18 protein-coding genes, 1 tRNA gene, 1 other RNA gene and 1 pseudogene are annotated in these 22,726 nt (G+C 69.2%); 7 read left to right on the forward strand and 14 right to left on the reverse strand.

Translation table 11 applies throughout. The features are described 5' to 3' along the window. Positions 1 to 244: 244 nt before the first annotated feature. Positions 245 to 1,696, reverse strand: coding sequence for a PIN-like domain-containing protein (locus tag EV371_RS04080; RefSeq protein WP_130460863.1), 1,452 nt, complete (start codon positions 1,694 to 1,696; stop codon positions 245 to 247). A gap of 270 nt (positions 1,697 to 1,966) precedes the next feature. Here EV371_RS04080 and EV371_RS04085 point away from each other — a divergent pair, with 270 nt between their 5' ends. Continuing rightward, positions 1,967 to 2,953, forward strand: a complete 987-nt coding sequence (locus EV371_RS04085; RefSeq protein ID WP_130460864.1) for a hypothetical protein — start codon at positions 1,967 to 1,969, stop codon at positions 2,951 to 2,953. 251 nt (positions 2,954 to 3,204) lie between these two features. Here the strand turns inward: EV371_RS04085 and EV371_RS04090 are convergent, their stop codons facing one another. Both EV371_RS04090 and rnpB read right to left on the reverse strand, forming a co-directional pair. Next, positions 3,205 to 4,266 (reverse strand): hypothetical protein, encoded by a 1,062-nt coding sequence (locus EV371_RS04090; RefSeq protein WP_130460865.1) that lies wholly within the window; start codon positions 4,264 to 4,266, stop codon positions 3,205 to 3,207. Between the two features lie 712 nt (positions 4,267 to 4,978). Further along, positions 4,979 to 5,419, reverse strand: an RNA gene (gene rnpB / locus EV371_RS04095) — RNase P RNA component class A. A gap of 129 nt (positions 5,420 to 5,548) precedes the next feature. On the opposite strand from rnpB, the gene EV371_RS04100 reads away from it, so the two are divergent. Continuing rightward, positions 5,549 to 6,379 carry a sulfite exporter TauE/SafE family protein gene (locus EV371_RS04100; protein ID WP_130460866.1) on the forward strand — a complete coding sequence of 277 codons (831 nt, stop codon included), beginning with the start codon at positions 5,549 to 5,551 and terminating at the stop codon, positions 6,377 to 6,379. 73 nt (positions 6,380 to 6,452) lie between these two features. Here EV371_RS04100 and mctP read toward each other — a convergent pair whose 3' ends face one another. Then, positions 6,453 to 8,126: a monocarboxylate uptake permease MctP gene (mctP, locus tag EV371_RS04105; RefSeq protein ID WP_130460867.1), complete on the reverse strand. Its 1,674-nt coding sequence runs from the start codon at positions 8,124 to 8,126 to the stop codon at positions 6,453 to 6,455. Between the two features lie 6 nt (positions 8,127 to 8,132). Next, the gene (locus tag EV371_RS04110) at positions 8,133 to 8,381 is read right to left on the reverse strand and encodes a DUF3311 domain-containing protein (protein WP_130460868.1); all 249 of its coding nucleotides are present in this window, start codon (positions 8,379 to 8,381) and stop codon (positions 8,133 to 8,135) included. 379 nt (positions 8,382 to 8,760) lie between these two features. Here EV371_RS04110 and EV371_RS04115 point away from each other — a divergent pair, with 379 nt between their 5' ends. After that, the gene (locus tag EV371_RS04115; RefSeq protein WP_130460869.1) at positions 8,761 to 9,639 is read left to right on the forward strand and encodes an alpha/beta fold hydrolase; all 879 of its coding nucleotides are present in this window, start codon (positions 8,761 to 8,763) and stop codon (positions 9,637 to 9,639) included. Between the two features lie 25 nt (positions 9,640 to 9,664). Here EV371_RS04115 and EV371_RS04120 read toward each other — a convergent pair whose 3' ends face one another. From EV371_RS04120 to EV371_RS04140, 5 genes are read right to left on the reverse strand one after another with little or no spacing between them, the layout of a single operon-like run. Then, a complete protein-coding gene (locus EV371_RS04120) occupies positions 9,665 to 10,834 on the reverse strand; it encodes a bifunctional RNase H/acid phosphatase (RefSeq protein ID WP_130460870.1) in 1,170 nt (389 codons plus the stop codon). Between the two features lie 32 nt (positions 10,835 to 10,866). Continuing rightward, entirely contained in the window at positions 10,867 to 11,607 is a 741-nt protein-coding gene (locus EV371_RS04125; RefSeq protein ID WP_130460871.1) for a CT398-like coiled coil hairpin domain-containing protein, read from the reverse strand. After that, the gene (locus EV371_RS04130; protein ID WP_486484473.1) at positions 11,604 to 12,497 is read right to left on the reverse strand and encodes a Nif3-like dinuclear metal center hexameric protein; all 894 of its coding nucleotides are present in this window, start codon (positions 12,495 to 12,497) and stop codon (positions 11,604 to 11,606) included. Before EV371_RS04130 ends, EV371_RS04125 begins: the two co-directional genes overlap by 4 nt. A 52-nt stretch (positions 12,498 to 12,549) precedes the next feature. Then, positions 12,550 to 13,119, reverse strand: a complete 570-nt coding sequence (locus EV371_RS04135; RefSeq protein ID WP_486484474.1) for an HFCD family protein — start codon at positions 13,117 to 13,119, stop codon at positions 12,550 to 12,552. A gap of 55 nt (positions 13,120 to 13,174) precedes the next feature. After that, positions 13,175 to 14,407, reverse strand: coding sequence for a helix-turn-helix domain-containing protein (locus tag EV371_RS04140; RefSeq protein ID WP_130460872.1), 1,233 nt, complete (start codon positions 14,405 to 14,407; stop codon positions 13,175 to 13,177). Positions 14,408 to 14,644: 237 nt separating this feature from the next. Here EV371_RS04140 and EV371_RS04145 point away from each other — a divergent pair, with 237 nt between their 5' ends. Together EV371_RS04145 and EV371_RS04150 are read left to right on the forward strand one after the other, a co-directional pair. Beyond that, a complete protein-coding gene (locus EV371_RS04145; protein ID WP_130460873.1) occupies positions 14,645 to 15,325 on the forward strand; it encodes a bifunctional DNA primase/polymerase in 681 nt (226 codons plus the stop codon). Positions 15,326 to 15,652: 327 nt separating this feature from the next. Then, positions 15,653 to 15,907, forward strand: coding sequence for a DUF3040 domain-containing protein (locus EV371_RS04150; protein WP_130460874.1), 255 nt, complete (start codon positions 15,653 to 15,655; stop codon positions 15,905 to 15,907). A gap of 59 nt (positions 15,908 to 15,966) precedes the next feature. On the opposite strand, the pseudogene EV371_RS04155 reads toward EV371_RS04150, so the two are convergent. Together EV371_RS04155 and EV371_RS04160 are read right to left on the reverse strand one after the other, a co-directional pair. Further along, positions 15,967 to 16,987 (reverse strand): annotated as a pseudogene (locus EV371_RS04155) (SWIM zinc finger family protein); the annotation flags it as partial. Between the two features lie 102 nt (positions 16,988 to 17,089). Then, a complete protein-coding gene (locus EV371_RS04160) occupies positions 17,090 to 20,581 on the reverse strand; it encodes a DEAD/DEAH box helicase (RefSeq protein ID WP_130460875.1) in 3,492 nt (1,163 codons plus the stop codon). A 268-nt stretch (positions 20,582 to 20,849) separates the two neighbouring features. Between EV371_RS04160 and EV371_RS04165 the strand changes: the two genes are divergently transcribed. Together EV371_RS04165 and EV371_RS04170 are read left to right on the forward strand one after the other, a co-directional pair. Then, complete coding sequence (locus EV371_RS04165) at positions 20,850 to 21,173, forward strand: recombinase zinc beta ribbon domain-containing protein (RefSeq protein WP_165436598.1); 324 nt, start codon at positions 20,850 to 20,852, stop codon at positions 21,171 to 21,173. A 121-nt stretch (positions 21,174 to 21,294) separates the two neighbouring features. Then, positions 21,295 to 21,504, forward strand: coding sequence for a hypothetical protein (locus EV371_RS04170; RefSeq protein ID WP_130465649.1), 210 nt, complete (start codon positions 21,295 to 21,297; stop codon positions 21,502 to 21,504). Positions 21,505 to 21,528: 24 nt separating this feature from the next. Here EV371_RS04170 and EV371_RS04175 read toward each other — a convergent pair whose 3' ends face one another. Further along, positions 21,529 to 22,194, reverse strand: a complete 666-nt coding sequence (locus EV371_RS04175) for a DUF4142 domain-containing protein (RefSeq protein WP_349338640.1) — start codon at positions 22,192 to 22,194, stop codon at positions 21,529 to 21,531. Positions 22,195 to 22,518: 324 nt separating this feature from the next. Continuing rightward, positions 22,519 to 22,590 (reverse strand) — tRNA-Val (locus EV371_RS04180). Between the last annotated feature and the right edge of the window lie 136 nt (positions 22,591 to 22,726).

The raw sequence follows: 22,726 nt of genomic DNA on the forward strand, positions 1-22,726 counted from the left end.
AGGCGACCAGGTCAACCACTACCGCGTCATCTGCGACCGACCGTTGCCCAACGGAACCCGCTGTCCCCTCCACCGCTGCCATCCCGGAGAGTGTCGTCCCGCTTAGCATCCGCGTGGACCTAGTTGTCACTGAATATCTCTTGCACGCCGCCAATGCGGTCCGACCCTGGGCCGAAAGCACGGTCAGCCAGAGGCCGAGCGTAGGTTCGCCGTCGATGCCCGAAAGGAGCAGCAGTACGAAGTTTCATTTTTCGTCGGGCTTCCGGCCGTCGATTGATGCATCAATGCCAAGGAACTCGTTTAGTAGGCGAATAAGGTCCACCCCCGCAATAAGGCTCAAGTTTTTCCCATCGGCGAATTGTTTTGCCTTATCCGTAAATCGGCTAGTAGTAATAACGATGCCATGCTCAGCCTTCATATCGGCAATCAATCCGTATAACCCGTGCATGACGTCAACCGGCACTGGACTGCGATAGCGCTTGACCTCGATAAGCGTCTTTCCGGTGTCGAAATCTGAGTGCGGGTGGATTGCTTGCATATCGAAGCCGTGCCGGTTCGCAGTTTCGGTAACGAAATCGGTGTAGCCCATGGCCTCTAAGAGTTGACGCACGAGATGCTCGAATTCGAAGGGTGTAAGTTCCATCAATTCGAGCTTGCGTCCCTCGTCGTCTTCTGATGCGAAGAGCTCGCCCACGAACTCTGCGATTTGGGCCACCAATTCCGATTCACGAACCTCCGAAACAGTTTCTTTCGATACGTACCCAGGGAATTGTCGCGCTGCCGACTCAAGGAAATCCGATAGCGTCATGAGCGCCATTCTTGCTCCGCTAGCTTCAAACAGTTCCTGCTTCAGCTCGGGGCGGGGATGGTCGGGTCTGCCTTGCTTGTTTAGTACCCACCAGTCCTCTTTCACATCATTGGTAACAACCGCGATCAGCTTCGGGCGCGGTTCTGTCACGGCATAATCCAGGATCTGCCGCCAGAGAATATAGTCGCCTGCGGCGCGGTAGGCAGTTGGCTTGCTGCCCACGTCCTTGTAGCCGGGCGGTATCTCATTGGGGAATCTGTATTGAACCGCTTCCTCAATCAGTTCCTGAAGTTTAGGGGAACCGTAGGGTAGGCCAATCCTTCCGGTGGTTATCTCGTCGAGACGCGCCAGGATCGGGTCCCCCGACTGTATGTCCTTTGGCGCGAGGTCGTGTTCTGCCTCTAGTATCCCGAGTTCAGTTAGTGCAGGATCCATTATTCCTTCTAGCCGGGCAAGGAGAGACGCCTCATCAAGGCCATGATCTTTCGGTTCCCAAGCCCTATCCGTCATGTTTGTCTGCCTCAGAGCCACGAAACGTTGCACCGCCTTGCGCAGCTCAACTACAGCTCTGCCCGTCGCCTGATTGAGCAGCTGACGAATCTCACGAAACTGCGAGAGTCGCCCTACAACGGCGTCGATTCGATTGCGATGGAACTCCAACGCGGCTTGATGAGGGATCCAAACGCGATCGTGCAAGTTTGAAAGTGTCGCGAAAATCTGCTCGCGAGTCGTGGGGGTTACTCGATAAAGGTGGAGTAATACATTCGCATCCAAGACGATGCGGCCGTCACGCAGGAATGGCCCGGAGTCCATGTCCGTCGACCACCAGGCTTCGAAGCCGTTCGCTAGGCCGACTGGTTCGTGAGGTTGGGGGTGCTCATCATGCATGACTACGAATCTACCGACTCGAACCTGATCAGGTCGACCGGGTCATCGCCAGCATCACCCGCATCCGACCCGGTCTGATCTCGTAAGTGTCAAGTACTTGCCAAAGTAGGCACCAACTGTCGGGGTGGATCTAGCGAACTACCAGGTCAACGGCCATTTTCTGATCAACAAGTGTCGCTCATCGGAGGGGAGAGCTCAGCTTGAGGCGTAATTCCTGACCACAACCAATGGTAGGGTAATCGATCCAATTTGGCCTAGCAGGGAGACGAAGTGACGTCCGAGTCGACGCAATCCAAGTTGACCTTGGTGTTTGATTTAGACAGTAACGTTTCCGATATATCGGATGCCCTCCGGGCGATCGAGGCCACGCAGTGGACAGCATATTTACTGACAGAGCCCGCCTTGCTCTTTCTACGACACGTCAGGGAGCGGTTTTCGGAGATCGACACCTTCTTCCGAAGACACCACGATGAGGATATATACAGGCTCTTAAGTAAATCCCCTTCCTTCAATCTTGACAAAGACGAGCTGGACGCGCTAGAGGAATTCATTGATGGCGGTGGGATACGACGACCATCATTCATGAGTGACCTTGCTTGGGACACAACAAAGTGGATAGCGCAACAGACTAAGGCTACGATCTCGGCGATTCGTCGAGAAGAATTGCATAAATTGGTCAGGATCTTTGGCCAGCCCATACTTCCAGATTCCGCGCAGCAGGAATCTCGTTATCCACGTCTCTCCCCGCCTCGGGTTGCCAACCTCTTGCTCGATCAAATCCGGGTTCAATTGACTCCTAAGGTTTCGAACATCGCTCCCGGTAGCATCGTTGTTACGATCGTCGCCGCCGGTGGTCCCATACTGCTTGGAATTGCAGGTGTCCTGACTGCGCGAAGCATGGCCAAAAAGAACAACAGCGAGGCCGGTAAGGCCCATGCTGATGCGCTCAAGTCGCGAGCAGAGGCGAGCTACGTCGACGCCCAATCAGTTAAAGTCATCGCAGAGGCGGAGAAGGTGCGCGCCGAGACCGCCGAACTGCACTTGAGGCTGATCCAAGAGGCTTTCAGTAGTCGCAATCTCCCATCTCAAGAGCAGCAAGTCGCAATCAATCAAGTCTTGCTAAAGCTGGCAGAACAGTCGAATCCGGAGATCGCTACCCTCTTCAGGGAAACTGCGATAGGTGCGCTTTATGCAGCCCGGGAGGAGATCCATTTCTTCGGACGGCATCTGAAGCGGGCCGAGGTAGAGGATCAGTAGCACGAGGCGCCGTCCCCTTAAAGGAGTATCTCTGGCTTGAATCATGCAAGACAAGACGGTCAACTATCGGAGATCTGGACGTGGTGACCGTCGGGAGCACGGACCAGTACTTGCGGCAGCCGGGGAGGGTCTACCAGCGCGGATTTGGCCGCAGGACCCCCTAACGAGTCAACCAGCGGCAAGATGACGGAAGCCGTCGGTGAGGGAACCCTTTGCCAACGCTTAGCAGCAATGTCAGAGAGTATTCGGAACTACTCCTGGATACCGTACTCCGCTTCAGCGAAATCTTCCGGATGAAAATCGTCCCCTAGATCTCCTGGGCGGATTTCGTGGCGGGATGCTGGCAACTGCGCCTCACCTAGCTCCTCAGGGCCCTGGAGAGTGAGCCGACATACGTTGCAAGCGAAGGCTTGCGGAGAAAGCTCCATTCTCCAGCCGCCAATGGGGTAGGTGTCGTACTGCCCGTTACCTAAAGGCTCTACGTCGTAGTCGACTTCGTAATCCGCGTCGACATAGCCGAACAATCGTCCACGAGAAGCACACTCGGGGCAGGCGGCGTCGACTCCCCACAATCCGCTGCCGAAGTCATCTGAGTCGAGTACATCCGGCGCTAGGCCCTCAAGTCGCTCAGTAGTTTCGATGAACATCTCGGTACCAAGCCGCTCTTCCAGAACTGCAAGACGGCGACGCGCTCTGGCAAGCTTTGCCGCGACTCGGTGTCCAATCTCCGTACGTTTTTTATCGAGCAAAGTGAGCACATTCTCATGGTGGCCTCCGTAAAAGCTTCGAGCGTCCTTGCCGAGATGTTCTAAGAGAACGCCGCATACAGTCAGGCAATCGGTCAAGATGTACCGGGATTCCGCCGGCAAACCGACGTGCATCCCACCATTGCGCACCTCTACCATGCGAACCCGCCGCTTTCCATCGATCGACAGGCCGCCGTCGAGAAGCTGATCAAGACGACGAAGGAGGATCGCCAGGCCAACCGTCCGGAGCTTCGGAGACGTAAGGTCAGGCTGGGTAGCCAGGCTGAATAGAGAGGCTTCGTGCTCAGGCGCCAAGGGCACAACAAGAACAGGGTTCTTCCGCCACAACACTGCCTTTCCCAGGTGCTCGACAGCAAGCGGCGCAAGGACGGCTACTTTTCCATGGTCCTCCGCAATCCACGCGTTCAGGGCTTCTTCCATCCATCCTGCCGCTGAGTTGACTAGTTGTGTCTCGGCGCGACCGTCAACACGAGATGGGTCGCTGTCGGAAACAGATGCGTCGACGGTTGTCGGCTGCGGCTCAGCAGCTGCTTGGTCCTGGGTCACGGATACATTGTCCCACTGGACCTCCACGGAGTGGGACTGGCCTGTTGAGAGCAACTTACGATACGCGTTGCTTGGACGCCTCCTACACCACTGCGCGCGAATCTCCGCCGCGAAGAGCGTTGAGTGCGGTAGCACCTAGCGAACCGCCTGAGTCAGGGTTGCCGTGTTTTGTTAACCCCGAGGGTTGCCGAATAGTTCTGTATTGAATCAAGGCACCGCGCTCCGCGCGGTGCGGGGCGGCAAGCCCGGCCGGCGGCACGCCGCCCCGGACGCCTGCGGCGCCGGGGCGGGAAGCCACCGACAGCCGCCGGGGCGCCGCCCCAACGGTCAGAGAAGCCCGTCCCCAGCAAGGCCGTGACGGAAGCCGGCGGGGCTGGACGCCGTCGAGCGCTTGGCTTCCGGCTGCCGCGCCAGTCCAAACCCCGGACTGGCTTGCCACCGAGTCACCGGTCCGGCCACCAGGTCCACCGCCAGGACGTGCCCAACCCCCGCCCGCGCGTCGCCCACCGCCCACCGAACGGGCCGCCACGGTGCTGCCCTGGCTCAGGGCAGGGTCCGGACGGAGGTTCAGAGATCATTGCTGGGCCGTCTCTGGGCCGTCTGGGCCGTCACCGGGCCGTCAGACGCCGCCCAACGCTGACCAAGGTCAACCAACGACACCAGACAAAGCAGCAGGTCACGGCCGTGATCAGGACCGTGACCTGGGGTACGACGGACGAGTCGACCTGTACGCCGGATTTTGTGCCCGGCACGCACCGTTGCCGGTGGTGTCGGCGGCGGCCATCCATCTCGGCCTGCCGTTGCCGACAGGCTCCAGCGGCCTACCCGCAGGCATCGGGCGGGCCGCCCTCGAACGCCTGCGCGGGCCGTTGCCCTTCGGCTATGGCCCTCTCTTGGCCTTGCTCCGGGTGGGGTTTACCGAGCCATCCCGGTCACCCGGGATGCTGGTGGGCTCTTACCCCACCGTTTCACCCTTACCGAACCGGTCGATCCGCGCGTTTCCGCGTAAACCACCCGCTCGGCGGTCTGTTTTCTGTGGCACTTTCCCGCGGGTCACCCCGGGTTGCCGTTAGCAACCACCCTGCCCTGTGGAGTCCGGACGTTCCTCGGCGGCGGGCTCACGGCCCGCCGACGCGACCGCCCGGTCGACTCGTCCGTCGCGTACCAATCGTAGCGATGTTCCCGAAGAGCGATCCACCCGGCCGCTCCCGGGACGCCTCCTGGCGGGATGCCGGCAGGCCACCGAGAGACAGGAATCAGCGCGGATTAGCCTCGACAGGCTATGGATTTTCCCGAGGCGCTGCTACTGGTCGCTGCCGGGCTCGCCGCGGGTGTAATCAACGCGGTGGCCGGCGGAGGCTCGCTCATCACCTTTCCGGCCATGATCGCGGTCGGGTTGCCGCCGGTTCCCGCGAACGTGAGCAACTCGATGTCCGTCTGTCCCGGCTATCTGGCCAGCGTGTGGGGCAGTCGGGTCGACCTGCCTGACCGCCGGTGGCTGCTCCGGCTGGTCCCCGGGACCGTGCTGGGCACCGCCGCCGGCTGCGCGCTGCTGCTCTCCACCCCGGCCCGGGCGTTCGAGGTGACCGTACCGTTCCTGGTGCTCGGTGCGAGCGCCGTGCTGGCGTTCCAGGACCAGCTTCGCCGCCTCGTCGGACGGGGTGCCGGGCACCCCACCACGACCGGCTCCGACTCCGGCACGGGCACGGGCAGCGGCACATCCGGCCGGACGGCGGTGCGGAGCGTCCCACGGCAAAGTGTCGCGCTGCACACCATGGTGGTGGTCGGCGCGGTCTACGGCGGATACTTCGGTGCCGCGCTCGGGGTCATGCTGGTGGCCGGGCTGGCGCTGGTGCTGGACGAGTCGCTGGTCCGGATCAGCGCGATCAAGAATCTGCTCTCCGCGGTGGTCGGGCTGACCACGATCGTCGCCTTCGCCGCGTTCGGTCCGGTGAACTGGGCCGCCGTCGCGGTGGTCGCCCCCGCGACCGTCGTCGGGGGGTACGCGGGCGCGCGGCTCGTCCGCCGGATGCGGCCCGAGATACTCAAGGCCGTGATCGTGCTCTTCGGCGCGGTGATCGGCCTGCTGCTGCTCTACCGCTCCTGGCGTTGACCCCGACGCCGGCACCTACCACCCGGGAGCGGGCGGTGGGTGCCGGTGTGCGCGGGTCGGGGTCGGGGGTCGGTCAGACCTTCGGGGAGGGTTCGACCGCCTCGCCGGCCACCTCGGCCGACTCCCTCGGGCTGGGTAGGAGCCGCGGATCGCCCTGGTCGGCGAAGTAGTCGTCCTGTTCGGTCCCGTCGACCCCGGCGGGGACCTTGGCGGCCCGGAGCACCAGCGTGACGATCACCGCGACCAGCAGGTTGACCACGACGGCGACCAGGCCGACGTAGATGGTCTTGGCTGAGCCGTCGAAGCCGAGCTTCTCCAGCGGGAACGCGGACCCGCCGAAGTGTGCCCGCTTGGTCGCCGGGTTCGGGATCTGGTAGAGCATCCACATCCCGAGGCCCATCCCGGCCACCCAGCCGGCGACCAGCGCGCCCCGGTGGAACCACCGGGTGTAGAGGCCGAGGGCGACCGCCGGCAGCGTCTGCAGGATGATGACCCCGCCGATGAGTTGGAGGTCGATCGAGAACTGCGGGTCGAGGAAGACGATGCAGGCGACCGCACCGATCTTCACCACCAACGATGTGATCTTGGAGACGTTCGCCTCCTGGGCCGCGGTGGCGTCCTTGCGCAGGTACTCCTTGTAGATGTTCCGGGTGAAGAGGTTGGCCGCCGCGATCGACATGATGGCGGCCGGCACCAGCGCGCCGATCCCGATCGCGGCGAACGCGATCCCGGCGAACCAACTCGGGAACTGCTGCTCGAACAGCAGCGGTACCACGGTGTTGTTGTCCACGGTGCCCTCGGTCGCGCCCGGCAGCGGGGTCACCTCGGCGGCGATGGCGGCGTACCCGAGCAGGGCGATCAGACCCAGCAGCAGGCTGTACGCCGGGAGCGCCGACATGTTCCGCTTGATCACGTCCCGGCTCCGGCTGGCAAGTACGCCGGTGAGGCTGTGCGGGTAGAGGAAGAGCGCCAGCGCCGAGCCAAGGGCCAGGGTGATGTACTGCAACTGGTTGTTGGCATTGAGCGTGATGCCGTCGTTCGGTGACGGGCTGGCGTCGAACTTCGCCTCCGCCGCGTCGAAGATGCTCCCCCAGCCACCCAGCTTGTACGGCAGGTAGACGATCGCCACCAGGATCACGATGTAGATCAGCGAGTCCTTGACGAAGGCGATCAGCGCCGGCGCCCGTAGCCCGGACTGGTAGGTGTAGGCGGCCAGGATGGCGAAGGCGATGATGATCGGCAGGTGCCGGGCGACCGTGCTCTCCCCGCTGACCCCCATCGTCTTGAGTACCGCCTCGATGCCGACCAGCTGGAGCGCGATGTAGGGCATCGTCGCGACGATCCCGGTGATCGCGATGATCAGTGCCAGGGTCGGCGAGTCGAACCGCTTCCGGACGAAGTCGGCCGGGGTGACGAAGCCGTGCCGGTGCGACACCGACCAGAGCCGGACCAGCACCAGGAAGACCAGCGGATAGATGATGATCGTGTACGGCACCGCGAAGAACCCGGCCGCGCCGGCCCCGAAGAGCAGCGCCGGCACGGCCACGAAGGTGTACGCGGTGTAGAGGTCGCCGCCGACCAGGAACCAGGTGATCCAGCCGCCGAAACTGCGCCCGCCCAGGCCCCACTCGTCCAGGTGCGCCATGTCGTTCGGTGCCCGCCACCGGGCGGCGACGAAGCCCATCCCGCTGACCAGCAGGAACAGCAGGGTGAAGATGACGATCTCAGTGAGATGGTCCCGCCACATCACCGGTCACCCCCGCTTCTTGGTCATCTGGTAGACCAGGGTCGTGGTGCCGACCCCGAGCAGGATGAACACCAGTTGGAGCCAGTAGAAGACCGGGAAGCCGAACAGCCGGGGCGAGTCGGCGTTGAACAACGGCGTGATCAGCGGCACGACGATCGGCAGGAAGAGCAGCCAGTTCCACGGACTGTGGTCCTTCGCCCGGGCCTTCGCCACCACCTCGCCGGCCGGCGCCGCCGGCGTCTCAGGGTCGCTCATGCCGGCACTCCTCTCGCTCCGTACCGTCCTGAGGCAGATCGGCGCCGTGTTCGAAGATTCGCTCGCTACGCTCGCTCATGCCGTCTCCTCGCTGCGCTGCGGCCTGGTGGCCCGCCCGGTTGACTCTTCCGATGACGCATCGGCGTTGACCTGGATGACGTGTCGGCGTTGACCTATATGTGACGCCGGAGGTTAGGGCAGAGTGACGGTGGTCACCTCGGCGACATCGGCCCGCTGCGCCAAACGGCGACCACGGTGCGCCGAATGGTGATCAACGGCCAGAATAGGGTCACCCCAAACGGTCCTATCGGGGCAAAGAAAACATCGAAGTATGGCGATTGCTCTTGATCGGCGATCGACCGGTTGCCATGCTGACCGGGTGCCGCGATTTCCCTCGTACGACAGCACCGCACTCGCTTACCACGTGCTGGGGTCCGGACCGCCGATCGTCTGCCTGCCCGGCGGACCGGCCCGGGCGACGAGCTACCTCGGCGACCTTGGTGGACTGAGCCGGGATCGCACCCTGCTCATGCTCGACCTGCGCGGCAGCGGCGAGTCGGCGGTCCCCGAGGACCCGGCGAGCTACCGGTGCGACCGGCTGGTCGACGACGTCGAGGCGTTCCGGGTCCACCTCGGACTGGACCGGATGGATCTGCTCGCCCACTCGGCCGCCGGCAACCTCGCGGAACTCTACGCGGCCCGGCATCCGCACCGGATCTCCCGGCTGCTGCTCGTCACCCCGGGGCTGCGTGCGGTCGGGGTGGAGACACTCGGCTTCGCCGAGGCGGTCACCGCCCGCTCCGCGCAGTGGTGGTACCCGGAGGCGAAGGCCGCGATGGACGCCTGGCAGGAGGCGGCCGCCCGGGGCGCCGGGCCCGACGAGGTGAACCCGCTGCGCATCGGTGCCGCGCCGTTCGGGTACGGGCGGTGGGACGAGCGGGCCCGGGCACACGCCGAGGCCGAACCGGAGGAACGGCCGGACGCGCCGTCCGCCGGGTTCTACCAGGACTTCGCCCCGGATATCGCCGCGGTCCGCACCGCACTGGCCCGACTCGACGCCCCGGTGCTGGTCGTGGCCGGCGAACTCGATCCGGCGCCCACCCCGGAGGCGGCCCGGGCGCTCGCCGCGCTCTTCCCGAACGCCGAAACCGTGGTGCAGGACGGCGCCAGTCACTTTCCCTGGCTCGACGATCCGCCCCGGTTCGTCAAGAACCTGCTCACGTTCCTCACCGAAGAACCCTCGCCCCGGAAGTGTTAGGCAGGGTCCCGCCCCTACAAGATCCTCACAGGTGGGCGGTGTCGTTGACGGTGCGTACCGCCATTCCGCCGTCGGGCCAGATGTCCAACAGGGACAGGCCGGCCGGGTCCAGGTAGAGCCGGTGCAGGAAGGCGTCGGTCGCGGCCAGCGCGTCACGGAGCGCGATCTTCACCGGCGAGACGTGCGAGACCACCACCACGGTCTCCCCCGGGTAGTCGGCCAGCAGCTTGGCCATCGCCCGGCCGACCCGGACGCCGACGTCGACGAAGGACTCCCCGCCGGGCGGAGCCACGGCCGGCGAGGCCAGCCAGGCATCCAGTTCGGCGGGCCAGCCTTCGCGTACCTCTGCGAAGGTACGCCCCTCCCACTCGCCGAAGTCACACTCGATCAGATCCGGCTCGACCACCACCGGCACCCCGCCGAGCCCACCCGCGATGATGCCGGCCATCGCCGTACACCGGGACAGGGGCGAGCTGACCACGGCCGCGACCGTGTCGACCAGCCCGGCCACCCGGCGGGCCGTCGCACCCGCCTGGACCAGGCCCCGGTCGGAGAGCGGCACGTCACCCCGGCCGGAGTAGCGGCCCTTCGCGGTGTACTCCGTCTCGCCGTGCCGGAGCAGCAGCAGCCGGGTGGCGGTCTCGGCCGGACGCGGTTCCCAGGAACTCTTCGCGGTCGACCCCTGCGCGGCGACCTCGTGCGCCTGCGCCCGCCCGGACGCATCGGCCGGCGTCGCGGCCTCCGCCTCGGCCGCGCTGTCCGGGGCGACCTCCGGCGCCTTGCCGGCGGCCAGATCCATCGCCGCGTTCGCCAGCGCGTCCGCGTGCCGGTTGCGCTCCCGGGGAATCCAGGTGTACGTCACCGAGTCGAACTTCCGGACCAGCCCGGCCGCCTGGGCGGCGAGCGGACGCAGGCCCGGATGCTTGATCTGCCAGCGGCCCGCCATCTGCTCGACCACCAGCTTGGAGTCCATCCGCACCTCGACCCCGGACGCCCCGGACGCGCGGGCGGCCTCCAACCCGGCGATCAGGCCACGGTATTCCGCGACGTTGTTGGTGGCGACCCCGATCGACTCGGAGCGCTCGGCGAGCACCTCGCCGCTGCCGGCGTCCCGGACCACCGCGCCGTAACCGGCCGGCCCCGGATTGCCCCGGGCACCGCCGTCCGCCTCCACCACGACCTTACGACCCGGCACGGGTCCACCTCCCGATCCCGTCACCGACGCCGTCACAGCCCGGACTCGGCGGTACGCACCATGATGCGCCGGCACTCCTCGCAGCGCACCACCTCGTCGGGAGCGGCGGCCTTGATCCGGCCCCGGTCCGCGCCGTAGAGCTCCAGCCGGCAGCCGCCACAGCGCCCACCGGCGACCAGGGCCGCACCGAGCCCGCCCGACGCCTCCCGGATCTTGTCGTAGAGCGCCACCAGGTCGGCCGGGAGGTCGGCCGCGAGTGGCTGCCGCGAGCCGACCTTGAACTCCTCCTCCTTGCCGATCTCGGCAAGGGCCCGGTCGCGCCGCTGCTCGGTCTCCGCACGCCGCTCCCGGGCCGCCGCCAGCCGCTGCTCGATCCCGTCGAGTACGCCCTGCGCGGTCTCCCGCTGCTCCATCAGCTCCAGCTCGGCGTCCTCCAGCTCGGTCTGCCGCCGGTTGAGGGAGGCAAGCTCGTGCTGCAGCGCCTCCAGTTCGCGGGCCGGCCCCGAGCCGACGGTCAGCCGGGCCTCGTTGCGGTCCTTGCGGATCCGCACCTGCTCGACGTCCCGCTCCAGCCGGGCGATGTCCCGGTCCAGGTCGTCCACTGCCACCTGGGCGCGGACCCGCTCGTCCTCCAGCGCGGACAGCTCCCGGGCCAGCGTCTCCAGCTCGGCGTGCTCCGGCAGCGTACGGCGCCGGTGCGCGAGCTGGGCGAGCCCGGTGTCGATCGCCTGCAGGTCGAGCAGGCGACGCTGGTCTTTCGGGTCGGCCTTCATCGGGGGGACTCCTTCTCCACGAGGGATGCGGGGGGTAGCACGGGTGGTACGGGAGACGCCGCCTGCACCGTCCACGGATCGGTGTCCAGATCGGACACCAGGGTCTCCACGCCCAGTCGCTCGCGCAGGTGTGCGGCCAGGTCGTCCAGCCAGGGCCGCTCGGTCGCCCAGTGCGCGGCGTCCAGCAGAGCCGGCCCCTCCTCGGCCTGGTACTCGCTGACCGGATGGTGCCGCAGGTCGGCGGTGAGGAAGGCGTCGACGCCGGCCCGGAGGGCGTCGGCGAGGAAGGAGTCACCGGCCCCGCCGCTGACCGCCACGGTCGAGATCGTCCGCCCGGGGTCACCGGCGGCGCGTACGCCCCAGGCGGTGGGCGGGAGCACCCGGGCCGCGTGGCCGGTGAACTCGGCCAGCGTCGCCGGCTGCGGCAGCCGGCCGATCCGCCCGAAGCCGCGCCCCGCCCCGCTGGCCGGACCGGCGGGGTCGGCCGGGCGCAGCGGGCGCAGGTCGGTCAGGCCGAGCCGGACGGCGAGCGCGTCGGAGACCCCTGGGTTGGCGATGTCGGCGTTGGTGTGCGCCACGTACAGGGCCACGTCGTTGCGGATCAACTGGTGCACGATCCGGCCCTTGTACGTCGTCGCGGCCACCGACGAGACCCCGCGCAGCAGCAGCGGATGGTGCGCCACGATCAGGTCGGCACCGTAGCCGAGCGCCTCGGCGACGGTCTCCGGCACCACGTCCACCACGCAGCAGACCCGGCGTACCGGCGCGGACGGCTCACCGACCACCAGTCCCACCCGGTCCCACCCCTCGGCCCAGGCCGGCGGGTAACGCTGGTCGAGCGCGGCCACGACGTCGGCGACACTGACCGCCTGAGCTCCGGATGCATCCACGGCGGCCCAGCTTACCGGCGCCGGCCCGGCCCGTCGGCGGGTCCGCCCCGGTTCAGCCGCGCTGGCCGCTGACCGAGAGCCTGGCCCGCAGCGCCGTCACCGCCATCTCCCAGGGAAACCTCTCCAGGTAGCGCTCCCCGGTGCCGGGTGCGTGCAGCGGCATGACGTGGTCGCCGAAGAGCACCGTGACGTGCCAGTCCCGCAGCAGGGCGAGGCTGGTCAGGAAGGCCGGATGGGCCGCCATCGCGGCGTTGGTGAACGGCATCGCCACGATCGGCAGCCCCTTGCCGAGCCCCTCGACCAGCAGACCGAGGGCGAGGGTGTCCGCTATCCCGGCGGCCCACTTGTTGATCGTGTTCACCGTCGCCGGAGAGACGATCATCGCGTCCGCGTCGGGAAGTACGTCCGGATCGCCGGGGTTCTTGTACGTCGACCGCACCGGATGCCCGGTCTGCCGGCGCAGCGCCGGTACGTCGGCGAACTTCGTCCCGTCCGGGGTCAACACCACGCAGACGTCCCAGCCGTCGCGCTGCGCGCAGCCGACCAGCCGACCGACGTGCCGGGTCAGCGGCGAGCCGCAGGCGAGCACGTACAGCACCCGGGACCCGCTCGACTCCGTCACCGGACGACCTCCGGCACCGCCCGGGTGGCTGGGGCAAGCCCGGGGACCGGCCGCGTCATATCGCTACTCCCATCTGCTCAGCCAACTCCGCAATCGCGGCGGGCGGCGCACCCCGTGTGCGACGCAGCACGTTTGACATCACCTCGTGCGCGATCGGCCGGCACCTGATCTCGGACGGGGCCAGCCGGTCGCCGTCGACCAGCGCCTCGCCCGCCCGGTCCAGGTCGCCGATCTGGGCGAACCCGCGGGCCAGGTCCAGCATGTGGTGTGCCCGCCGCTCCGGCAGCAGCGTGTTGAAGCCCTCCCGCCGCATGATCCGCCGCTCGTGGGTCTGCACCGCGTTCCCGCCCTCGCCCAGCTCCACCGCCGCCGCCGCGCGGTGCAGCTCCAGGTTGGTCGGGCCGAAGCTGGTCCAGTAGTGGTTATGGTCGCCGCCCAGCCGGTCCGCCGCGCCCTCCGCCTCGTAGATCAGGTCTTTGACCGTGTTGTTGTCGCCCATCCGGGCCGCCGCCATCGCCCCCTGCAACAGCAGCATCCCGTAGACGGAGAGCCGCTCCGGCCCTGCGTCGTTGCCACCGCCGGGCGCCAGGCGGTTGGCGACGCTCACGTTCACCTCCAGCGCCGGCCGGGCCCGGCCGAGCGCCAGCAGGGCGTTGCCGACCCGGTAGGTGGCCACCCCAGCCAGCAGCGGATCGCCGGCCCGCTGTGAGACCGCCATCGACCGGTCGGCGGCGAGCCAGGCCAGCTCGTACTCGCCGAGCTTGCGCAGCGCCGACGAGGCGATCTGGTACACCTGCCCGAGCAGGTGGGCCGCCTTGGGGCCGTCGTCGCCGCCGGCCACGCTGTCCAGCGCCTGTGCGTCCCGGAGCAGCTTCGGCAGCGCCCGGGTCAACACGCCGTACCGGGCGTACTGGAACGTCAGCCAGGCGTGGTTCACCGACTTGGTCATCTCGGCCAGCGAGGGCGGCTGCGGATTCGTGGTGAGGAACGAACTCATCGAGTCGTACCGCTCCAGGGCGGAGCGGATCTCGTCGACCTCCACCTCGTCGATGCAGGTGAGCCCGTCGGCCCGACGTTCCGGCGCCTTGCCGAGCAGGAGTTGGGCATCGAGTTGGAGTACGTCGGCGATCTCGTAGAGCACCGAGAACTTGTCCAGGCGGCGTACGCCTCGTTCGACCTTGTCCACCCAGCTCTTCGACTTTCCGAGCCGATCGGCGAAGACCTGTTGCGACATTTTGCGGCGACCGCGCCAGTAGGCGACGCGACGCCCGATCGGCAGTTCGTCCACGTCCGGCCCTCCCTTCTGCGTCGGCGGTCCGGTAGGGGGCCCGCGCCGGTACGAAAACGGGGTGCGACTCACATCTGCGCTGGTCGCACAGCATGTACGTCACTCCGGAGACGGCCGCTCGTAGCTTTCGATGCAACTTGCGGCTGTCTGCCCGGACAAACGACCGCGTCAGACGCCAGTGACGGGCTTCGACCTGCATAACTGGCCGAGATCAATAAATGTAGGGGGTTCACGAAAATGTGGGAGAAGGTCCGTCCGCGTTCGGTCCGTTTCGCCCAACTCGACCGGGTCCGGCTGCGCCGGATCGCGGTCCGCTATGCCAGCCACGGCTGGCAGGTCACCCCCGGCGCGTGTCTGGCCCGGCACCGTTTCGTCTGTGGCCGGGCCGGCTGTCCGACCACCGGTTGCCATCCGGCGCTGGAGCATTGGGAGCAGAACGCCACCGCCGACCCGGCCCGGGTCGCCACCTGGTGGCGGCTCCGCCCGCACTCGATCCTGCTCGCCACCGGCCGCGCCTTCGACGTCCTGGAGGTCCCCGCCTACCTGGGCCGGTTCGCGCTGGAGCAGGCCCGGCCGCGGCTGTTCGGCGCCGTCTCCAACCAGGTCCGCGGGCCGGTCGCGGTCACACCGGGCGGCCGGTGGATGTTCCTGGTACGCCCCGGCGAGCCGCTCCGGCCCGAACTGGAACACAACCTCTACGTGGTCCGGCACGGCTCCGGCTCGTGGATTCCTGCCCCGCCGACCCGGCTGCCGGAGGGGACGGTGCGCTGGCTGGTGTCCCCGGAGGAGACCTGCTGGCGCCTGGCCGACCCGTACGGCGTCCAGGAGCTGATCGTCGAGGCGTTGGAGGCGGTCGCTCCGGCGCTGCCCGAGCCGCTCTTCCCGGCACACCTGCCCGCCCCCCGCCGGGGCTACTGAGGGCACCGGATCGTCGGTCGCCGCCGGCGTCTCGGCGGGAATCGCCGGGTTTCCGCTTAGCCTGGGCCGGAATCGTCGGTTCCCGCCGCGTCTGCCCCGGAGTGGCCGGTTCCCGCTCCGGATGCCTTCCGGGTGTCTCCCGGGCACCGTCGCCCGTACTGGGCGGTCACGTCGGGCCCGGCCCGCGCGGGCTCGCGCCGGCCGGGCCGGTGCGACGCGCCTGGCCGGCGACCGGGCTGGTAGCAGGGGTACGAGGAGCGTGAGAGCGGCCCCGGACCGGGTAATCCGGCGCCGGACTGGTTGACGTCTGAGGAAAGGGCCCACGCCATGCTCAGCAAAGAGGATCAGCGCCGATTCGACGAGATCACGCACCAGCTCCGGATAAGCGATCCCGAGTTCGTCGCCCGGTTGAGCGACCGGGGCAAACTGCGGCGCGCTCGGCTGATACTCGTGTTGACCTTCGTGCTCTGGGCCACCGTGCCGGCCCTGGTCGTGCTCGGCGGCTGGCTCGCCGTCGCTATCGCCCCGGCGGTCCTGGTCGCGGCCACCCTGATGATGTGGCAGGCCCGGCGGATCCGGTGAGCTCGGGCGAGGGCAGCGCAGTCGTCGCCGAACCGGACACGGCAGGCAACACGGCAGGCTCAGACCGGCTCGCTGTCGCCGAACCGGCGGTAGGCGCGGCGGAGCCGCTCGGTCAGGCCCGGCCCGCCGATCGCCGCGGCCGGCGGTCCGAGCTGGCGCAGTACCAGCTCCGGTTCGGTCGCCAGGGTGGGCGCGCGGGCCGGCAACGGCACCGGGGCGACCCAGAACCGGTCGAGCGCTCCGGCCAACGGTTCGGCGGGCAGGTCGGCGAGGGCCGGCCCGGCTCCGACCGGCGGTGAGTCGGCCGGGCCCGGGTCGGTCGGAACCGGCAGCCCGGCGGTGTCGGTGTCGGTGTCGCTGTCGGATTCACCGGTACGTGCCCCACGCCGGCCCGCCGGCCCGCGACCACGCCCCGGGTCGGTGTTCCGCCGCGCCGCCCCGCCGTCGCCGGATTCGGCACCGCGCAGCGCCCGCAGCCGGGCCAGTAGCCGGGCCCGGTCCCGCCCCCGCCAGTGCAGCAGCTGGAACGGATCCGCGTCGAACGCCTCGGCGAGCAGATAGAAGGTCGCGGCCAGGTGCTTGCACGGCACGGCGAAGTCGGGACAGTCGCAGCGTTGGGTCAGCTCGTCCACCCCGGCCGGAAAGAGTGGCGCACCCGCCTCGGCGAAGACCGCCTCCAGCTCCGGCGGTACGTCGCCGGCCAGCAGCCGCGCGCTGAACAGCGCCTGCGCGGCGAGCAGCCTCTCCAGCCGGGTCCAGACCCGCTCGGTCAACGGCCGGAACCGGATCGACACCCGGTACGGCTTCGCCCGGGAGCCCTGGACGACGGCGGTCACCTCGCCCGGTGCCACGTCGAGCGAGAGGACCTGCCCGGCGCGGGCGTACGAGCGGCCCCGGGTGAGCCGGGTGCCCAACGCGAAGGACTCGAGTACGTCGACGAAGCGGCGGGACCACCAGGACTGCCCGATCGCCCCCCGGGCGGTACGCGCCCGCAGTCCACCGTCGACCCTGCGCGGACGGCCGTACTCGCGGAAGTCGGTCATGCCGGCGCTCCGGACGGGTGCGCGCCGCACCTGGTGATCCGCTCGCTCATTGAACCTTCTTCAACCTCCCCTTGCGGTCCGTCGGAGCGCAAGGTCGGACGCGGTGTGCGAGCGCCGCGTGGTTCAGGTTGAAAGAGGTTCATTCCACCACCGCCCCGCTTTCCAGGGCGAAGAGTTGGCGCAGTTCCGAGGTGGACAGCTCGGTGAGCCACTGCTCGCCGCTGCCGACGATCCGCGCGGCCAACCCCCGCTTCTCGTTGATCATCGCGGCCACCTTCTCCTCCACGGTGCCGGCGCAGACGAACTTGCGGACCTGCACCGGGCGGCGTTGGCCGATCCGGAACGCCCGGTCGGTGGCCTGGTCCTCGACCGCCGGGTTCCACCACCGGTCGACGTGGATGACGTGGTTGGCGGCGGTCAGGGTCAGCCCGGTGCCGCCGGCCTTGAGGGAGAGGACGAAGAGGGCCGGGCCGGTCGACCCGTCCCCGGTGGAGTCCTGGAACCGGGCCACCATCGCGTCCCGGTCGGTCTTGCCGACGCCGCCGTGCAGGTAGAGCACCTCGCGGCCGAACCGGGCGGCGAGGTGGGCCCGGAGCATCCCGCCGAACTCGGCGTACTGGCTGAAGATCAGTGCCTTCTCGCCGGCCGCCAGTACCTCGTCCAGGATCTCCTCCAGCCGGGCCAGCTTGCCGGAGCGGCCGGGCAGCGCCGAGCCGTCCCGGAGCACCTGCGCGGGGTGGTTGCAGACCTGCTTGAGCCGGGTCATGGTGGCCAGCACCAGCCCGCGTCGCTCGATGCCGTCACTGGACTCGATCCTGGCCATCATGTCATCGACCACCGCCTGGTAGAGGGAGGCCTGCTCCCGGGTGAGGTTGCAGAGCACCTCCATCTCCAGCTTCTCCGGCAGGTCGGTGATGATCGACCGGTCGGTCTTCACCCGGCGCAGCACGAACGGGCCGGTGATCCGGCGCAGCCGGGCCGCCGCCTCGTCGTCGCCGTGCCGCTCGATCGGCTCGGCGTACCGCTTCTTGAAGGCCGGCGCGCCGCCGAGCAGCCCGGGATTGGCGAACTCCATGATCGACCAGAGGTCGGCGAGGCGGTTCTCCACCGGGGTACCGGTGACCGCCACCCGGTGCCGGGCGGGCAGCGACCGCACGGCGGCGGCCTGCCGGGTCGCGGCATTCTTGATCGACTGCGCCTCGTCGACCACGATCCGGTGCCAGTCGACCTCACCCAGTGCGGCGGCGTCCCGGGCCGCCAGCGAGTAGGTGGTGAGCACCAGGTCCGCGTCCCGCACCGCCGCGGCGAACCTCGCCCCGCGCGGCCGTTCCGCACCATGGTGTACGTGCACCCGCAGCTCCGGGGCGAACCGGGCCGCCTCGCGCTGCCAGTTGCCGACCAGCGACATCGGGCAGACCAGCAGGGTCGGGCCGGCCTCCGGCCCGTCACCGGCGAGCAGTGCGAGCATCATGATGGTCTTGCCCAGCCCCATGTCGTCGGCGAGGATCCCGCCGAGCCCGAGCGACTGGAGGAAGGCCAGCCAGGCCAGCCCGCGCTGCTGGTACGGCCGCAGCGTGCCCCGGAAGGACTCCGGCGCCTCCCGGGGCGTCAGATGCCGCTCGGCCTGACCGGCGAGCAGGTCGCCGAGCGGGCCGTCGGCGCTGACCCCGAGCACCGGCAGCGCCGCCGGATCATCCTCGGTGGCCAGTCCCAGCCGGAGCAGGTCGCCCACGGTCAGCTCGCCACCCGCGCGGAGCAGCTTGAGCCCGGCGGCGAGCCGCTTCGCGTCCAGTTCCACCCACTGGCCGCGCAGCCGCACCAGCGGCGTCTTCAGTTTCGCCAGCGCCCGCAGCTCGGCGGCGTGCAGCGGCTGGTCGCCGAGGGCCAGCTCCCACCGGTAGTCGACCAGCGCGTCCATACCCAGTGCGCTGCGCGACGCGACCGTCCCCGGCGCGGTACGGGTCTTCGCCTGCAACCGGGCCCCGAGCCGGGCCCCCGGCCGCTGCCACCAGGACGGGAGCAGCACCCCGAACCCGGCGGCGTGCAGCACCGGCGCACCGTCCCGGAGGAACCGGTGCGCTCCCTCGGTGTCCAGCTCCAACGCCTCCGGCGTGGCCGTACGCAGCGCGTCGTCCAGCTCCGGCCAGAGCCGGCTCGCCCGACCCAGCTCGGTCAGCAGGGTCTCCTGCGGATCGGCCAGGTGCCGGGCCAGCGCCCGCAGGTCGCCCCGGGCCGCCCAGATCCGGTCCGCCCCGACCACCAGGCTCGGTTCGTCGGCCGCCTGGAGGGCGAACTCCACCCGCCAACGCCGTTCCGCCCCGGCCGGCGCGTCGACGTCGATCAGCCCGGCCAGCGCGCCGCTCCCGGCCAGTCCTTCCCTCCCGGTCGACCCCGCCAGATCATCCGCCGCGGCGGAATCGTCTGCCCCGGCCGGGTCGTCTGGCTCCGCCAGCTCGTCCGGCTCGGTCGGCGTCGGGTTGATCTCGGCCGGCGCGGGTGGTTCGACGAGTCGGAAGCAGGCCCGTACCGGGCTGCCGGCGGCGTCCCGCTGCCAGGCGCGCAGTTCACGGTCCAGTCCGGCCAGCGCCTCCGGTGCCGCGGTGAAGTCCCGCTGCCGACCGGTCAGCGCCCGGAGCCAGTCCCGTAGGGCGGCGTCGGCGGCACCTGCCCGACCCGCCCCGATCAGCCGTACGCCCTCCAGGGCGGTCCGGGCGGCGGCGTCGGTGAGCGCGTCCAGGGCCTCCGCGACGGTGGCCGCCGCCGAGCCGCTCGCTCCGGGAACACCACCCGGCCGGCCCCCGGCCGATCCGGTGCCGTCCTGCGCCGCGGTGAACCCGGCAGCCGGCGGGTCGAGCGCGGCGCGGGTCACCGGCGGCAGCGCCATGGTCAGCGCGCGGGCCCAGCCGGCGTCGGACCCGGTCAGCAGCGGGCGCCACACCGCCCGAGCCGAGCCCGCCGAACCGCTCGGACCGGCAGCGCCCGCCGAACCGCCCGGTAGTCGAGAGGCACCCGCCGGACCGGCAGCGGCCGCCGAACCGTCCGGACCGGTCGTGGAGAGGCCGGGCAGGACCCGGCCCCGCCGGACCAGCTCGACCGCGAGGTCGGCCAGCCCGGCGAGGTGGCGCAGCGACGCGCCCGGGACCGGCGGGGTCGAGCCGTCGGGTTCCCGGTCGGCGGGCGGCTCCCGGTCGGTGACTCGACCGGCCGGCGACCGCCGCCGGGCGGGCCGCTCCCGGCCGGCCGGTGCCTCCCGGCCGCCGAGCGGCTCGGCGGCGAAGGCGAGCAGCACCGGCAGTGCGTGGTCGGCGTCGTACTCCAGGACCGGCACCCGCCACGAGGCAAGGTCGACCGGACCACGGGCCGGCTCGACCGGCTCGGTCCGGACCAGCTCCGCCGAGTCGACAGGGGCGCCGGCCCGGGTGGGCAGGGCGAGCAGGGCGCTGCCGGTGGTCGCCTTGGCGGCGAGTTCACCGAGTGCACCGGCCAGCCCGGGATGCCCGGCCGCGAAGGGGTGTGGCCGGTCCCGGGGCGGACGGCCGGGCCGGCGCGGCGGCCGGGTGGGCAGCCTGGGGTCCTCCGCCCACATCGCGAGCCGACCACCGGCCAGCCACACAGCGTGGACGACGAGCACGCACAGGTCCCTTCTCGGCCGTGAGGTCAACTGGCGGATCCCCTTTGTAGCACCCCGTCGGGTGCCGCCGCGCGACCCTCGCCCGGCACCCGCCAACCGTCCCGCCGGCACCGCGGCCCGATGGCCGACGACGGTGGCCGGCTGGCTCCTGGCGATTTTTTGCCTTACCCCAGTCACGAATCGAACAGTTTCGCCCCGGCAGCCGTACTAACAGAGAGGATGACGACAGGCATGAATGCGCCGTAGATCACGAGGCGAGGCGGTGACCGTGGATTTTCCCATCGTGAAACGGGCCACGCCAGGGCGCTACCTGCTCCGCGGGCTGCTCTCCTGCGGGCCCTGCGACGAACTGCTGATCCCGTCCTTCTCGTCGAGCGGACGCCGTTACTACGGCTGCCCCCGGCGGCAGTGTCCCCGCCCCTGGATTCTGGCCGAGCAGGCCGAGCAGGCCGTCTGGGCACACGTCGCGGCGACGTACGGGGAGGCCGCCCGGGACGTGCCGCAGGACCAGCGGCAGGCGCTGCTGACCGCCGTACTGGCCCGGGTCAGCATCGGGGTACGGGTCGCGGACCTGCACTACCAGTGGCGGTGACCGGTCGGGAGGCGCCGACCGATGGCGGCGGACCGGCTCGGTGGAGACACCGGTGACGTGGTGGCGTGCCGGGTACGCCGATCCGCTGCGCCGGGCGCACCCCCGGCGGCAGGATGGCCACATGGAGGTCACCACCGAGATCCCGCTGGTCGGGGGCGCGGGTGACGGCGACATCGTGATCGTCGACCTCGACGTGCACGGCCGCCCACCGCTCACCCACCACCTGGTGGTCGACGGCGGACTCGCCCGGGCCGAGATCTACGAGCTGGAGGCAACCCCCGGGGAGAGGCCGCCCTGGCTGTACCGATGGCGCGGGCCGGCCCCGTCCTGAGTCGGTTCCGGCCCGTCCGAACCGCTACCTGCCCCGGAACACCCGGACCGTCGCGATGCCGCCCAGGGCCAGCGCGCCGAGGAGTACCGCCCAGATGACCGTGGTGTTCAGGCCGGTGCCGAACTCCGCGTTCGCCTTGGCGTTGGCGGCCAGCGACTGGTCCTGTGGCGCGGGCACCACCACCGGGGGAAGTTCGGCGTACCGGACCAGGCCGGTGCTCTCCAGCAGGGTCATGTGGTTCATGACGAAGCCGTTGGCCTGCTCGGCGAGCTGGCGCACGATCTCGTTCCGGGTTCCGGACCGGACGGCCCCGATCACCGGGAAGATCGCGCCGTGCGCCGCCCGCAGCCGGTCCACGAAGATCCGGTCGAACCGCGCCCCGGACGCGTTCGTCATCTCGGTGATCCAGCCCTTCTGCTGCGCACTCGGCTCGTTGGGCAGCTGTACGCCCAGCTTGTTGGCGGCCTCCACGGTGAGCTGGTCCAGTTCCACGTGCTGCTTGGCGATCTCGGCGCCGATCTCCCGGACCCGGGCGCTGTCGCCCTTCTCGGCCGCCATCTGCCCGGCCGGCATCTCCCAGAGCCCGGCCATGCGCACCCCGCTGAGCAGTGCCATGTCGGCAGCGCCGAGCTGGGTGGGCCCGGCAGGGGCCGCGATCGCCGCCCCCGGCAGCACGAGCAGTCCGATCACCAGGCCAGCCAGCAGAACAGCCGTCGGACGCGTTGCCTTTACCGCAGATCGGGCCGTGGCCACGTACTCAACCTCCCAGAAAGCGGCGCCAGAGTGGCAATGGAGTTGTCGGCCAGGACCGTATTGCCGTGCGCGCTTATGAGTCAATCTCGGATGCCCGAGGAGAGCGAAGCTTAGGCCATATTTAAAGGAAACCTATGTCGGCGGGCGACGCGGCCGGGTCAGCACGGCGGCCGGTACCCGGATGGTGATCGTCCGCTCACGGAACACCGGCCGGTCGATCACGACGGCAGGAACCGGGGGTGGGGTGAAAAGGAGGATCGGTGGGCGCGGCAGGTTTCGAACCTGCGACCCCTCGCTTGTAAGGCGAGTGCTCTCCCACTGAGCTACGCGCCCGGAACGCCCGTGCGGCCTACCGGCGGCGGCAAGCTTACCCTGCCGCTGCGCCCCACGGTCGACCCAGTATCCGGAACCCGGTAGCCGCCACGCACCCCGCGCGGAGACCCACCGGCCGGTCGAAACCGTACCCCGG

Source organism: Plantactinospora sp. CNZ321 (assembly GCF_004217235.1).